This window comes from Pseudomonas putida, from assembly GCF_005080685.1.
Lineage (GTDB): Bacteria > Pseudomonadota > Gammaproteobacteria > Pseudomonadales > Pseudomonadaceae > Aquipseudomonas > Aquipseudomonas putida_V.
Map to the genome: position 1 here is coordinate 562949 of NZ_CP039371.1, position 14068 is coordinate 577016.

Genomic DNA, 14068 nt, shown 5'->3' on the forward strand with positions numbered 1-14068 from the left:
AGCTCCCACACGAATTGCTTGATTCAAGAAGTTGAAGACGATCAAGACCCTATATAGGTCTGTAGCTCAGTTGGTTAGAGCGCACCCCTGATAAGGGTGAGGTCGGCAGTTCAAATCTGCCCAGACCTACCAATATGCGGGGCCATAGCTCAGCTGGGAGAGCGCCTGCCTTGCACGCAGGAGGTCAGCGGTTCGATCCCGCTTGGCTCCACCACGTTTGCTGTAACGCGTAGTACTTGGTCAGAACTTAGAAATGAACATTCGTGAATGAATGTTGATTTCTGACTTTTGTCAGATCGTTCTTTAAAAATTCGGATATGTGATAGATATAGACTGAACACCAGTTTCACTGCTGGTGGATCAGGCTAAGGTAAAATTTGTGAGTTCTGCGCGAAAGCGCAACGTACGAATTTTCGGCGAATGTCGTCTTCACAGTATAACCAGATTGCTTGGGGTTATATGGTCAAGTGAAGAAGCGCATACGGTGGATGCCTTGGCAGTCAGAGGCGATGAAAGACGTGGTAGCCTGCGATAAGCTTTGGGGAGTCGGCAAACAGACTGTGATCCAGAGATCTCTGAATGGGGGAACCCACTCAGCACAAGCTGAGTATCTTGTACTGAATACATAGGTGCAAGAGGCGAACCAGGGGAACTGAAACATCTAAGTACCCTGAGGAAAAGAAATCAACCGAGATTCCCTTAGTAGTGGCGAGCGAACGGGGACCAGCCCTTAAGTTGATTTGAGATTAGTGGAACGCTCTGGAAAGTGCGGCCATAGTGGGTGATAGCCCCGTACACGAAAATCTCTTATCAATGAAATCGAGTAGGACGGAGCACGAGAAACTTTGTCTGAATATGGGGGGACCATCCTCCAAGGCTAAATACTACTGACTGACCGATAGTGAACCAGTACCGTGAGGGAAAGGCGAAAAGAACCCCGGAGAGGGGAGTGAAATAGAACCTGAAACCGTATGCGTACAAGCAGTGGGAGCCTACTTTGTTAGGTGACTGCGTACCTTTTGTATAATGGGTCAGCGACTTATATTCAGTGGCGAGCTTAACCGAATAGGGGAGGCGTAGCGAAAGCGAGTCTTAATAGGGCGTTTAGTCGCTGGGTATAGACCCGAAACCGGGCGATCTATCCATGGGCAGGTTGAAGGTTAGGTAACACTGACTGGAGGACCGAACCGACTACCGTTGAAAAGTTAGCGGATGACCTGTGGATCGGAGTGAAAGGCTAATCAAGCTCGGAGATAGCTGGTTCTCCTCGAAAGCTATTTAGGTAGCGCCTCATGTATCACTGTAGGGGGTAGAGCACTGTTTCGGCTAGGGGGTCATCCCGACTTACCAAACCGATGCAAACTCCGAATACCTACAAGTGCCGAGCATGGGAGACACACGGCGGGTGCTAACGTCCGTCGTGAAAAGGGAAACAACCCAGACCGTCAGCTAAGGTCCCAAAGTCATGGTTAAGTGGGAAACGATGTGGGAAGGCTTAGACAGCTAGGAGGTTGGCTTAGAAGCAGCCATCCTTTAAAGAAAGCGTAATAGCTCACTAGTCGAGTCGGCCTGCGCGGAAGATGTAACGGGGCTCAAACCATGCACCGAAGCTACGGGTATCATCGTATGATGATGCGGTAGAGGAGCGTTCTGTAAGCCTGTGAAGGTGAGTTGAGAAGCTTGCTGGAGGTATCAGAAGTGCGAATGCTGACATGAGTAACGACAATGGGAGTGAAAAACTCCCACGCCGAAAGACCAAGGTTTCCTGCGCAACGTTAATCGACGCAGGGTTAGTCGGTCCCTAAGGCGAGGCTGAAAAGCGTAGTCGATGGAAAACAGGTTAATATTCCTGTACTTCCAGTTATTGCGATGGAGGGACGGAGAAGGCTAGGCCAGCTTGGCGTTGGTTGTCCAAGTTTAAGGTGGTAGGCTGAGATCTTAGGCAAATCCGGGATTTCAAGGCCGAGAGCTGATGACGAGTTGCCTTTAGGCGACGAAGTGGTTGATGCCATGCTTCCAAGAAAAGCTCCTAAGCTTCAGATAACTGGGAACCGTACCCCAAACCGACACAGGTGGTTAGGTAGAGAATACCAAGGCGCTTGAGAGAACTCGGGTGAAGGAACTAGGCAAAATGGCACCGTAACTTCGGGAGAAGGTGCGCCGGTGAGGGTGAAGCACTTGCTGCGTAAGCCCACGCCGGTCGAAGATACCAGGCCGCTGCGACTGTTTATTAAAAACACAGCACTCTGCAAAACGAAAGTGGACGTAACCTTGCTGTTTTGACGTTACCGACAGAATAAGCACCGGCTAACTCTGTGCCAGCAGCCGCGGTAATACAGAGGGTGCAAGCGTTAATCGGAATTACTGGGCGTAAAGCGCGCGTAGGTGGTTTGTTAAGTTGGATGTGAAAGCCCCGGGCTCAACCTGGGAACTGCATCCAAAACTGGCAAGCTAGAGTACGGTAGAGGGTGGTGGAATTTCCTGTGTAGCGGTGAAATGCGTAGATATAGGAAGGAACACCAGTGGCGAAGGCGACCACCTGGACTGATACTGACACTGAGGTGCGAAAGCGTGGGGAGCAAACAGGATTAGAATACCCTGGTAGTCCACGCCGTAAACGATGTCAACTAGCCGTTGGAATCCTTGAGATTTTAGTGGCGCAGCTAACGCATTAAGTTGACCGCCTGGGGAGTACGGCCGCAAGGTTAAAACTCAAATGAATTGACGGGGGGCCGCACAAGCGGTGGAGCATGTGGTTTAATTCGAAGCAACGCGAAGAACCTTACCAGGCCTTGACATGCAGAGAACTTTCCAGAGATGGATTGGTGCCTTCGGGAACTCTGACACAGGTGCTGCATGGCTGTCGTCAGCTCGTGTCGTGAGATGTTGGGTTAAGTCCCGTAACGAGCGCAACCCTTGTCCTTAGTTACCAGTACGTTATGGTGGGCACTCTAAGGAGACTGCCGGTGACAAACCGGAGGAAGGTGGGGATGACGTCAAGTCATCATGGCCCTTACGGCCTGGGCTACACACGTGCTACAATGGTCGGTACAGAGGGTTGCCAAGCCGCGAGGTGGAGCTAATCTCACAAAACCGATCGTAGTCCGGATCGCAGTCTGCAACTCGACTGCGTGAAGTCGGAATCGCTAGTAATCGCGAATCAGAATGTCGCGGTGAATACGTTCCCGGGCCTTGTACACACCGCCCGTCACACCATGGGAGTGGGTTGCACCAGAAGTAGCTAGTCTAACCTTCGGGAGGACGGTTACCACGGTGTGATTCATGACTGGGGTGAAGTCGTAACAAGGTAGCCGTAGGGGAACCTGCGGCTGGATCACCTCCTTAATCGACGACATCAGCCTGCTGATGAGCTCCCACACGAATTGCTTGATTCAAGAAGTTGAAGACGATCAAGACCCTATATAGGTCTGTAGCTCAGTTGGTTAGAGCGCACCCCTGATAAGGGTGAGGTCGGCAGTTCAAATCTGCCCAGACCTACCAATATGCGGGGCCATAGCTCAGCTGGGAGAGCGCCTGCCTTGCACGCAGGAGGTCAGCGGTTCGATCCCGCTTGGCTCCACCACGTTTGCTGTAACGCGTAGTACTTGGTCAGAACTTAGAAATGAACATTCGTGAATGAATGTTGATTTCTGACTTTTGTCAGATCGTTCTTTAAAAATTCGGATATGTGATAGATATAGACTGAACACCAGTTTCACTGCTGGTGGATCAGGCTAAGGTAAAATTTGTGAGTTCTGCGCGAAAGCGCAACGTACGAATTTTCGGCGAATGTCGTCTTCACAGTATAACCAGATTGCTTGGGGTTATATGGTCAAGTGAAGAAGCGCATACGGTGGATGCCTTGGCAGTCAGAGGCGATGAAAGACGTGGTAGCCTGCGATAAGCTTTGGGGAGTCGGCAAACAGACTGTGATCCAGAGATCTCTGAATGGGGGAACCCACTCAGCACAAGCTGAGTATCTTGTACTGAATACATAGGTGCAAGAGGCGAACCAGGGGAACTGAAACATCTAAGTACCCTGAGGAAAAGAAATCAACCGAGATTCCCTTAGTAGTGGCGAGCGAACGGGGACCAGCCCTTAAGTTGATTTGAGATTAGTGGAACGCTCTGGAAAGTGCGGCCATAGTGGGTGATAGCCCCGTACACGAAAATCTCTTATCAATGAAATCGAGTAGGACGGAGCACGAGAAACTTTGTCTGAATATGGGGGGACCATCCTCCAAGGCTAAATACTACTGACTGACCGATAGTGAACCAGTACCGTGAGGGAAAGGCGAAAAGAACCCCGGAGAGGGGAGTGAAATAGAACCTGAAACCGTATGCGTACAAGCAGTGGGAGCCTACTTTGTTAGGTGACTGCGTACCTTTTGTATAATGGGTCAGCGACTTATATTCAGTGGCGAGCTTAACCGAATAGGGGAGGCGTAGCGAAAGCGAGTCTTAATAGGGCGTTTAGTCGCTGGGTATAGACCCGAAACCGGGCGATCTATCCATGGGCAGGTTGAAGGTTAGGTAACACTGACTGGAGGACCGAACCGACTACCGTTGAAAAGTTAGCGGATGACCTGTGGATCGGAGTGAAAGGCTAATCAAGCTCGGAGATAGCTGGTTCTCCTCGAAAGCTATTTAGGTAGCGCCTCATGTATCACTGTAGGGGGTAGAGCACTGTTTCGGCTAGGGGGTCATCCCGACTTACCAAACCGATGCAAACTCCGAATACCTACAAGTGCCGAGCATGGGAGACACACGGCGGGTGCTAACGTCCGTCGTGAAAAGGGAAACAACCCAGACCGTCAGCTAAGGTCCCAAAGTCATGGTTAAGTGGGAAACGATGTGGGAAGGCTTAGACAGCTAGGAGGTTGGCTTAGAAGCAGCCATCCTTTAAAGAAAGCGTAATAGCTCACTAGTCGAGTCGGCCTGCGCGGAAGATGTAACGGGGCTCAAACCATGCACCGAAGCTACGGGTATCATCGTATGATGATGCGGTAGAGGAGCGTTCTGTAAGCCTGTGAAGGTGAGTTGAGAAGCTTGCTGGAGGTATCAGAAGTGCGAATGCTGACATGAGTAACGACAATGGGAGTGAAAAACTCCCACGCCGAAAGACCAAGGTTTCCTGCGCAACGTTAATCGACGCAGGGTTAGTCGGTCCCTAAGGCGAGGCTGAAAAGCGTAGTCGATGGAAAACAGGTTAATATTCCTGTACTTCCAGTTATTGCGATGGAGGGACGGAGAAGGCTAGGCCAGCTTGGCGTTGGTTGTCCAAGTTTAAGGTGGTAGGCTGAGATCTTAGGCAAATCCGGGATTTCAAGGCCGAGAGCTGATGACGAGTTGCCTTTAGGCGACGAAGTGGTTGATGCCATGCTTCCAAGAAAAGCTCCTAAGCTTCAGATAACTGGGAACCGTACCCCAAACCGACACAGGTGGTTAGGTAGAGAATACCAAGGCGCTTGAGAGAACTCGGGTGAAGGAACTAGGCAAAATGGCACCGTAACTTCGGGAGAAGGTGCGCCGGTGAGGGTGAAGCACTTGCTGCGTAAGCCCACGCCGGTCGAAGATACCAGGCCGCTGCGACTGTTTATTAAAAACACAGCACTCTGCAAACACGAAAGTGGACGTATAGGGTGTGACGCCTGCCCGGTGCCGGAAGGTTAATTGATGGGGTTAGCGCAAGCGAAGCTCTTGATCGAAGCCCCGGTAAACGGCGGCCGTAACTATAACGGTCCTAAGGTAGCGAAATTCCTTGTCGGGTAAGTTCCGACCTGCACGAATGGCGTAACGATGGCGGCGCTGTCTCCACCCGAGACTCAGTGAAATTGAAATCGCTGTGAAGATGCAGTGTATCCGCGGCTAGACGGAAAGACCCCGTGAACCTTTACTATAGCTTTGCACTGGACTTTGAATTTGCTTGTGTAGGATAGGTGGGAGGCTTTGAAGTGGGGACGCCAGTTCTCATGGAGCCATCCTTGAAATACCACCCTGGCAACTTTGAGGTTCTAACTCAGGTCCGTTATCCGGATCGAGGACAGTGTATGGTGGGTAGTTTGACTGGGGCGGTCTCCTCCCAAAGAGTAACGGAGGAGTACGAAGGTGCGCTCAGACCGGTCGGAAATCGGTCGTAGAGTATAAAGGCAAAAGCGCGCTTGACTGCGAGACAAACACGTCGAGCAGGTACGAAAGTAGGTCTTAGTGATCCGGTGGTTCTGTATGGAAGGGCCATCGCTCAACGGATAAAAGGTACTCCGGGGATAACAGGCTGATACCGCCCAAGAGTTCATATCGACGGCGGTGTTTGGCACCTCGATGTCGGCTCATCACATCCTGGGGCTGAAGCCGGTCCCAAGGGTATGGCTGTTCGCCATTTAAAGTGGTACGCGAGCTGGGTTTAGAACGTCGTGAGACAGTTCGGTCCCTATCTGCCGTGGACGTTTGAGATTTGAGAGGGGCTGCTCCTAGTACGAGAGGACCGGAGTGGACGAACCTCTGGTGTTCCGGTTGTCACGCCAGTGGCATTGCCGGGTAGCTATGTTCGGAAGAGATAACCGCTGAAAGCATCTAAGCGGGAAACTTGCCTCAAGATGAGATCTCACTGGGATCTTGAATCCCCTAAAGGGCCGTCGAAGACTACGACGTTGATAGGTTGGGTGTGTAAGCGCTGTGAGGCGTTGAGCTAACCAATACTAATTGCCCGTGAGGCTTGACCATATAACACCCAAGCAATTTGTGCGCTGAGCCAAATTGTGGTGGTGAAGACGGAAGAACCGAAAATTCGGCTCACAAATTAAAAGCAGCACAAATTCACATATCCGAATTCGCTGGGCTGTCCATCTGGACATTCTGGCAACAGAATTTCTTGACGACCATAGAGCATTGGAACCACCTGATCCCATCCCGAACTCAGCAGTGAAACGATGCATCGCCGATGGTAGTGTGGGGTTTCCCCATGTGAGAGTAGGTCATCGTCAAGATTCATTTCGCAAAACCCCTATCTGCGCGAGCAGGTAGGGGTTTTGTCTTTGTGCGCTAATCGCCCCGGATCGAGGGTTTGGCTGGCACCCTTTCCGCGACACGAGGCTGCGCCTACAGGTATCATGCCAGCCTTATTCCAAGTCGAGACTGGCATGCTGAAGTTGTTGAATCTTCTTAAGGATGGCCGCTTCCATTCTGGGGAAGCCCTGGGCGCCGCCCTGGGTGTAAGCCGCAGCGCCGTTTGGAAACAGCTGCAGCACCTGGAGAGCGAACTCAACCTGACCATTCACAAGGTCCGTGGACGCGGTTATCAATTGGCGGCGCCGCTGGTCCTGCTCGATGAGCAGGCGATTGCGGGTTTCGTCGAGGGTGAGCGCTGGCCGGTCTTCATTCATGACACCATTGACTCCACCAATGCCGAAGGTTTGCGTCTTGCAACCGATGGGCAGGCTGCGCCGTTCGTGGTGCTGGCCGAGCGTCAAAGTGCCGGTAGAGGGCGGCGGGGGCGCCAATGGGTCAGCCCATTTGCAGAGAACCTCTACTACAGCCTGGTCTTGCGCGTCGATGGCGGCATGCGCCAGCTCGAGGGCTTGAGCCTGGTGGTGGGGCTTGCCGTCATGCGTACCCTGCAAGCTTTCGGTCTCGAGAAAGTCGGTCTGAAGTGGCCCAATGATGTATTGGTAGATGGGCGGAAGATCACCGGCATACTGCTAGAGTTGGTCGGTGATCCAGCCGATGTCTGTCATGTAGTGCTCGGGATTGGTGTCAATGTGAACATGCAGGTCAATGACCTGGTCGATCAGCAATGGACATCCATGCGCCGCGAAGTGGGCCAGGTAGTCGACCGAAATCGTCTGGTCGCCGAGCTCAGTCAGCATCTACAGCGTGAGATGGCTCGCCATCGCCGCTACGGGTTTGCTGCTTTCCAGGAGGAGTGGGAGCGTGCGCACCTCTGGCAGGGGCGAAAGGTCTCGCTGATCGCAGGCACTACCACCATCGACGGTATCGCGCTCGGGGTGGATGGGCAGGGCGCGATACGCCTTGAGGTCGACGGTGTGGAAAAGAGCTTCAGTGGTGGTGAGCTCAGTTTGAGGTTGCGTGATGATTCTTGAGCTCGATTGCGGAAACAGCTTCATCAAGTGGCGGGTCATCCACGCCGCCGAAGCGACGATGGTGGGTGGTGGTATCGTCGACTCCGACCAGGCGCTGCTCGGTGCGGTGACCCGCCTCGCGACGGCTCGGTTGACCGGTTGTCGCATCGTCAGCGTGCGCAGTGAGGAAGAAACCGCCGTGCTGTGCGCGCTGATTGCCCATGAATTCGGGGTCCAGGCGCATGTCGCTCAGCCGGCAGCCGAAATGGCCGGTGTGCGTAACGGTTATGAGGACTATCAGCGCTTGGGCATGGATCGGTGGCTGGCGGTGCTGGGGGCTTATCACCTGGCCAAGGGTGCTTGCCTGATCATCGATCTTGGGACTGCCGCCAAGGCAGACTTCGTCAGTGCCGATGGCGAGCACCTGGGCGGTTACATCTGTCCGGGCATGCCGTTGATGCGCAGTCAGCTACGTACCCACACTCGACGGATTCGCTATGACGATGCATCCGCGGAGCGCGCGTTGACCAGTCTTCAGCCCGGGCGCTCCACGGTCGAAGCGGTCGAGCGTGGTTGCGTGCTCATGCTCCAGGGGTTTGCCCGCACCCAGCTCGAGCAGGCGCGCGCACATTGGGGAGATGATTTCACGGTGTTCCTTACCGGGGGCGATGCACCACTGGTGCGTGAAGCTGTACCCCAGGCGCGTGTCGTTCCCGACCTGGTATTCGTAGGCCTGGCAATGGCCTGTCCGTTGGATTGAGGTGCCTATGCGTTGGTTGTTTCTGTTGTTGCTGGTGCTCAATATCGTCTATTACGTCTGGCACCAGCAGGAAGCCCCGCTGAAGGTCAAGGAAGTCGCGCCTCTGTCGCTGTACAAGGGTAATCAGCAAGAAATTCGGTTGTTGCGCGAAACCGGTGTGTCCGCACCGGCCCGCCGTCGCGACGAGTGTCTGGTAGTAGGGGGCGTAGCGGGGCAGGAGCAGTTGGATGCGCTCCGTCAGCGCCTGCTCAGCCTTGATATCGAGGCTGAGCCGGTTGCCGGCCAGCTGCCGGGCGCCGATGGCCGCTGGCTCAAGATCGCCGCGCAAAGCGAGCGTTTGCTGGATGCTTCGGTTCTCGGAAGTCTTTCCAAGGATTTCAAAGACTTAAAACACAAAATTATTTTGTGCGAGGGTATTGCAACTGGCGAATAGCTTGATAGAATGGCGCCCGCTTCACAGGGAACACCACTGAGGTGGTAGCGCTGGAAGCGGTGTCAAAGTAGCTAAGCATCAGATTTGATTGAAAAAATTTGAAAAAGCGCTTGACACTAGGGCGGCAGACAAATAGAATGCCGGCCACATCTGGAGGGATTCCCGAGCGGTCAAAGGGGACGGACTGTAAATCCGTTGCGAGAGCTTCGAAGGTTCGAATCCTTCTCCCTCCACCAGTTTTAGCGAGAGCTGCAAGCTCCGCGGGTATAGTTTAGTGGTAGAACCTCAGCCTTCCAAGCTGATGATGCGGGTTCGATTCCCGCTACCCGCTCCAAGTTTGCTGGATTTTGCACAAAGTGTTTCGCTCTTGTAGCTCAGTTGGTAGAGCACACCCTTGGTAAGGGTGAGGTCAGCGGTTCAAGTCCGCTCAAGAGCTCCATATAAACAAGGCAGATATGAAAATATCTGCCTTTGTTTTATCAGCGCAAGACTATTTCTTCTGCGGAGGATTGTATCGATGGCTAAGGAAAAGTTTGATCGTTCCCTTCCCCACGTTAACGTCGGCACTATCGGCCACGTTGACCACGGTAAGACCACTCTGACCGCAGCTCTGACTCGCGTCTGCTCCGAAGTTTTCGGTTCGGCAGTCGTTGAGTTCGACAAGATCGACTCGGCTCCGGAAGAAAAAGCGCGCGGTATCACCATCAACACCGCTCACGTCGAGTACAACTCGAACATTCGTCACTATGCTCACGTTGACTGCCCAGGTCACGCTGACTACGTGAAGAACATGATCACCGGTGCTGCCCAGATGGACGGCGCGATCCTGGTTTGCTCGGCCGCCGATGGTCCGATGCCACAAACCCGTGAGCACATCCTGCTGTCCCGTCAGGTTGGCGTTCCGTACATCGTGGTCTTCCTGAACAAGGCTGACCTGGTAGACGACGCTGAGCTGCTGGAGCTGGTCGAGATGGAAGTTCGCGACCTGCTGTCCACCTACGACTTCCCAGGCGACGACACCCCGATCATCATCGGTTCGGCTCGTATGGCGCTGGAAGGCAAAGACGACAACGAAATGGGCACTACCGCTGTCAAGAAGCTGGTAGAAACTCTGGATGCCTACATCCCTGAGCCAGTTCGTGCCATCGACCAGCCATTCCTGATGCCGATCGAAGACGTATTCTCGATCTCGGGTCGTGGTACCGTTGTTACCGGTCGTATCGAGCGTGGTATCGTCCGCGTTCAGGATCCGCTGGAAATCGTTGGTCTGCGTGACACCTCCACCACCACCTGCACCGGTGTTGAGATGTTCCGCAAGCTGCTGGACGAAGGTCGTGCTGGCGAGAACTGCGGCGTTCTGCTGCGTGGTACCAAGCGTGACGACGTTGAGCGTGGCCAGGTTCTGGTCAAGCCAGGTTCGGTCAAGCCGCACACCAAGTTCACCGCAGAAGTCTACGTCCTGTCGAAGGAAGAAGGCGGTCGTCACACTCCGTTCTTCAAAGGCTACCGTCCTCAGTTCTACTTCCGTACCACTGACGTGACCGGTAACTGCGAACTGCCGGAAGGCGTTGAAATGGTAATGCCAGGTGACAACATTCAGATGACTGTCACCCTGATCAAGACCATCGCAATGGAAGACGGTCTGCGCTTCGCTATCCGTGAAGGCGGTCGTACCGTCGGCGCCGGCGTCGTAGCAAAAATTATTGAATAAGTAGTTGATTTACTTGATCGGGCCGGTATAATTGCCGGCCTGATACAGCGTTAAAGGTCAGTAGCTCAATTGGCAGAGCGACGGTCTCCAAAACCGTAGGTTGGGGGTTCGATTCCCTCCTGACCTGCCATTCACCTCGGTGTGATTGGCTTTCTTCTCACAGGATCCTCCCCGATGACTCCCAAGACTGAAGCCCAAGAAACGCGTTTTGATCTGTTCAAGTGGCTGGCTGTAGTGGCTTTGGTGGTTGTTGGTGTCGTGGGTAATCAATATTACTCCGCCTCTCCAATCCTGTATCGCGTCCTTGCACTTCTTGCTCTGGCTGCAGTCGCAGGCTTCGTTGCCTTGCAGACCGCCAAGGGTAAGTCGTTCTTTGCGCTGGCGAAGGAAGCTCGTACCGAGATCCGTAAAGTCGTGTGGCCGACCCGCCAGGAAACCACCCAGACCACGCTGATTGTCGTGGCTGTCGTGCTGGTTATGGCACTGCTGCTGTGGGGTCTTGATTCCCTGCTCGGCTGGGCGGTCTCCCTGATCGTTGGCTAAAGGTGTCCCGTGGCTAAGCGTTGGTATGTTGTGCATGCTTACTCGGGTTACGAGAAGCATGTAATGCGCTCCCTGATCGAGCGCGTCAAGCTGGCTGGCATGGAAGACGGTTTCGGCGAGATTCTGGTTCCGACCGAAGAAGTCGTCGAAATGCGCAATGGCCAGAAGCGCAAGAGTGAGCGTAAATTCTTCCCTGGCTATGTACTGGTCCAGATGGAGATGAACGAAGGGACTTGGCACTTGGTCAAGGATACCCCTCGTGTGATGGGCTTTATTGGTGGTACTGCAGACAAGCCTGCGCCGATCACCGATAAAGAAGCGGAAGCTATCCTGCGTCGCGTAGCCGACGGTAGCGATAAGCCGAAGCCCAAGACGCTGTTCGAGCCAGGTGAAGTGGTTCGAGTCATTGATGGTCCGTTCGCTGACTTCAATGGTAGTGTCGAAGAGGTTAACTACGAAAAGAGTCGCCTCCAGGTGGCGGTGCTCATTTTCGGTCGTTCCACTCCGGTGGAGCTCGAGTTCAGCCAGGTCGAAAAGGTCTAGGCGGACGAAGCATCCCATACCCCGCAGCCCTGTGTGCTGCGGGGTTTTGTCGTCACTGGGATAAAACGCAAGTCATCCGGGGAGCCATCTGGCGTTCGTACCCGATTTTGGAGTAGCTCATGGCTAAGAAGATTCAGGCTTACATCAAGCTGCAAGTAAAGGCCGGCCAGGCCAACCCAAGCCCACCCGTTGGTCCAGCACTGGGTCAACATGGTGTGAACATCATGGAATTCTGCAAGGCCTTCAACGCCCGTACCCAGGGTCAAGAACCAGGTCTGCCGACTCCAGTGATCATCACTGTCTACAGCGACCGTAGCTTCACCTTCGAGACCAAGAGCACCCCTGCCTCGGTTCTGCTGAAGAAAGCTGCTGGCCTGACCAGTGGTTCGGCTCGTCCGAACACCGTTAAAGTCGGTACCGTTACCCGTGCTCAGCTGGAAGATATCGCCAAGGCTAAACAGGCTGATCTGACCGCCGCTGACCTGGATGCAGCTGTACGCACCATCGCTGGCTCTGCCCGCAGCATGGGCCTGAACGTGGAGGGTGTGTAATGGCTAAGCTGACCAAGCGCCAAAAGGCTATCGCCGAAAAAATCGAAGCAGGCAAAGCCTACAGCTTCGAAGAGGCCGCAACTCTGCTGGCTTCGCTGCCGGCTGCCAAGTTCGTAGAGTCCTACGACATCGCCGTTAACCTCGGCGTTGACCCGCGTAAATCCGACCAGGTCGTTCGTAGCGCTACCGTGCTGCCACACGGCACTGGCAAGACCGTTCGCGTTGCCGTGTTCACCCAGGGTCCAGCTGCTGAGGCCGCTCTGGCTGCCGGCGCTGACCGTGTAGGCATGGACGATCTGGCTGCCGAAATGAAAGGCGGCGACCTGAACTATGACGTCGTCATCGCATCGCCTGATGCCATGCGCGTTGTCGGTCAGTTGGGTCAGGTTCTGGGTCCTCGCGGCCTGATGCCTAACCCGAAAGTGGGTACCGTGACCCCAGACGTAGCCGGCGCCGTCAAGAACGCCAAGGCTGGTCAGGTTCGCTACCGTACCGACAAGAACGGTATCATCCACACCTCCGTTGGCAAGATCGGCTTCGAAGCTGGCAAGCTGAAGGAAAACGTTGAAGCCCTGATCGCTGACCTGAAGCGTATCAAGCCAGCTTCCTCGAAAGGTATCTACGTCAAGCGTGTTACCCTGAGCACCACCATGGGCCCAGGTCTGGTCATCGATCAGAGCTCGCTGAACGTGTAAGAACATGGCGGCGCGACCTGTCGCGCCGCCAGCAAAAATTGGGGTCCCTGCCTGGCGGGGCTATCCAAGACCGTAGGCGGCGCAAGCCTTAAAATACCAGCCCACGCAGATGGTGCTCCCGATTCGTTACCGAATCAGACACCAAAACGACATCCGGCTTCGGCCAGATGAAACGGTAGAAACCAGGAGTAAACCCGTGGCAATTAAACTCGAAGACAAGAAGGCCATCGTCGCTGAAGTCAACGAGGCTGCCAAAGTCGCTCTGTCCGCTGTCGTGGCCGATGCCCGTGGTGTGACTGTAAGCGCAATGACCGGACTCCGTAAAGAGGCCCGCGAAGCTGGCGTTTACGTACGTGTCGTACGTAACACCCTGCTCAAGCGCGCTGTTGAAGGCACCGAGTACTCGATCCTCAACGACGCGTTCAAAGGCCCGACCCTGATTGCATTCTCGAACGAACACCCGGGCGCTGCTGCTCGTCTGTTCAAAGAGTTCGCCAAGGGTCAGGACAAGTTCGAGATCAAGGCAGCCGCATTTGACGGCAATCTGATTGCAGCGAACCAGATCGACGTGTTGGCTTCCCTGCCGACCCGCGACGAAGCTATTGCGAAACTGATGAGCGTGATCCAAGGCGCCACCAGCAAGCTGGCTCGTACTCTGGCAGCCATTCGCGACCAGAAAGAAGCTACCGCAGCCTAAGGCGTGCGCGAAACTCTTTCAAAATCATTTGTTTAATTTGATGGCTGCGTAGGCTGT

Annotated in this window: 9 protein-coding genes, 8 tRNA genes, 2 rRNA genes and 1 other annotated feature; all 19 genes read left to right on the top strand. The window is 54.3% G+C overall.

All coding sequences use genetic code 11. From position 1 onward, the window contains the following. Positions 1–55 precede the first annotated feature (55 nt). The 19 genes from E6B08_RS02660 to rplJ all read left to right on the top strand — a co-directional run bounded on the left by E6B08_RS02660 (position 56) and on the right by rplJ (position 14011). Positions 56–132: transfer RNA gene (locus E6B08_RS02660), tRNA-Ile, on the top strand. Positions 133–138: 6 nt separating this feature from the next. Next, positions 139–214: transfer RNA gene (locus E6B08_RS02665), tRNA-Ala, on the top strand. 247 nt (positions 215–461) lie between these two features. Beyond that, positions 462–3345, top strand: a sequence feature (most likely nonfunctional fraction of RNA operon). Between the two features lie 79 nt (positions 3346–3424). Further along, a tRNA-Ile gene (locus E6B08_RS02675) sits at positions 3425–3501 on the top strand. Between the two features lie 6 nt (positions 3502–3507). Further along, positions 3508–3583: transfer RNA gene (locus E6B08_RS02680), tRNA-Ala, on the top strand. Positions 3584–3830: 247 nt separating this feature from the next. Then, positions 3831–6723: ribosomal RNA gene (locus E6B08_RS02685) — 23S ribosomal RNA — on the top strand. Between the two features lie 147 nt (positions 6724–6870). Continuing rightward, positions 6871–6986 (top strand): 5S ribosomal RNA (rrf, locus tag E6B08_RS02690). Between the two features lie 153 nt (positions 6987–7139). Beyond that, a complete protein-coding gene (birA, locus tag E6B08_RS02695) occupies positions 7140–8099 on the top strand; it encodes a bifunctional biotin--[acetyl-CoA-carboxylase] ligase/biotin operon repressor BirA (RefSeq protein ID WP_136912666.1) in 960 nt (319 codons plus the stop codon). Then, positions 8089–8838 carry a pantothenate kinase gene (locus E6B08_RS02700; protein ID WP_136912667.1) on the top strand — a complete coding sequence of 250 codons (750 nt, stop codon included), beginning with the start codon at positions 8089–8091 and terminating at the stop codon, positions 8836–8838. The genes birA and E6B08_RS02700 overlap by 11 nt, the downstream gene beginning before the upstream one ends. Before the next feature lie 7 nt (positions 8839–8845). Continuing rightward, entirely contained in the window at positions 8846–9271 is a 426-nt protein-coding gene (locus E6B08_RS02705) for a hypothetical protein (RefSeq protein ID WP_136912668.1), read from the top strand. A 152-nt stretch (positions 9272–9423) separates the two neighbouring features. Then, a tRNA-Tyr gene (locus E6B08_RS02710) sits at positions 9424–9507 on the top strand. 24 nt (positions 9508–9531) lie between these two features. Further along, positions 9532–9605: transfer RNA gene (locus E6B08_RS02715), tRNA-Gly, on the top strand. Positions 9606–9634: 29 nt separating this feature from the next. Next, positions 9635–9710: transfer RNA gene (locus E6B08_RS02720), tRNA-Thr, on the top strand. A 78-nt stretch (positions 9711–9788) separates the two neighbouring features. Continuing rightward, positions 9789–10982, top strand: a complete 1194-nt coding sequence (gene tuf, locus E6B08_RS02725) for an elongation factor Tu (RefSeq protein ID WP_054881963.1) — start codon at positions 9789–9791, stop codon at positions 10980–10982. Positions 10983–11036: 54 nt separating this feature from the next. Continuing rightward, positions 11037–11112, top strand: a tRNA-Trp gene (locus E6B08_RS02730). 44 nt (positions 11113–11156) lie between these two features. After that, positions 11157–11525 (top strand): preprotein translocase subunit SecE, encoded by a 369-nt coding sequence (gene secE, locus E6B08_RS02735; protein ID WP_136912669.1) that lies wholly within the window; start codon positions 11157–11159, stop codon positions 11523–11525. 9 nt (positions 11526–11534) lie between these two features. Beyond that, positions 11535–12068, top strand: coding sequence for a transcription termination/antitermination protein NusG (gene nusG, locus E6B08_RS02740; protein ID WP_003255501.1), 534 nt, complete (start codon positions 11535–11537; stop codon positions 12066–12068). A gap of 119 nt (positions 12069–12187) precedes the next feature. Further along, a complete protein-coding gene (gene rplK, locus E6B08_RS02745) occupies positions 12188–12619 on the top strand; it encodes a 50S ribosomal protein L11 (protein ID WP_011531881.1) in 432 nt (143 codons plus the stop codon). Continuing rightward, the gene (gene rplA, locus E6B08_RS02750) at positions 12619–13314 is read left to right on the top strand and encodes a 50S ribosomal protein L1 (protein WP_136912670.1); all 696 of its coding nucleotides are present in this window, start codon (positions 12619–12621) and stop codon (positions 13312–13314) included. The genes rplK and rplA overlap by 1 nt, the downstream gene beginning before the upstream one ends. 196 nt (positions 13315–13510) lie before the next feature. After that, a complete protein-coding gene (gene rplJ / locus E6B08_RS02755) occupies positions 13511–14011 on the top strand; it encodes a 50S ribosomal protein L10 (protein ID WP_136912671.1) in 501 nt (166 codons plus the stop codon). The last annotated feature ends 57 nt before the right edge of the window (positions 14012–14068 follow it).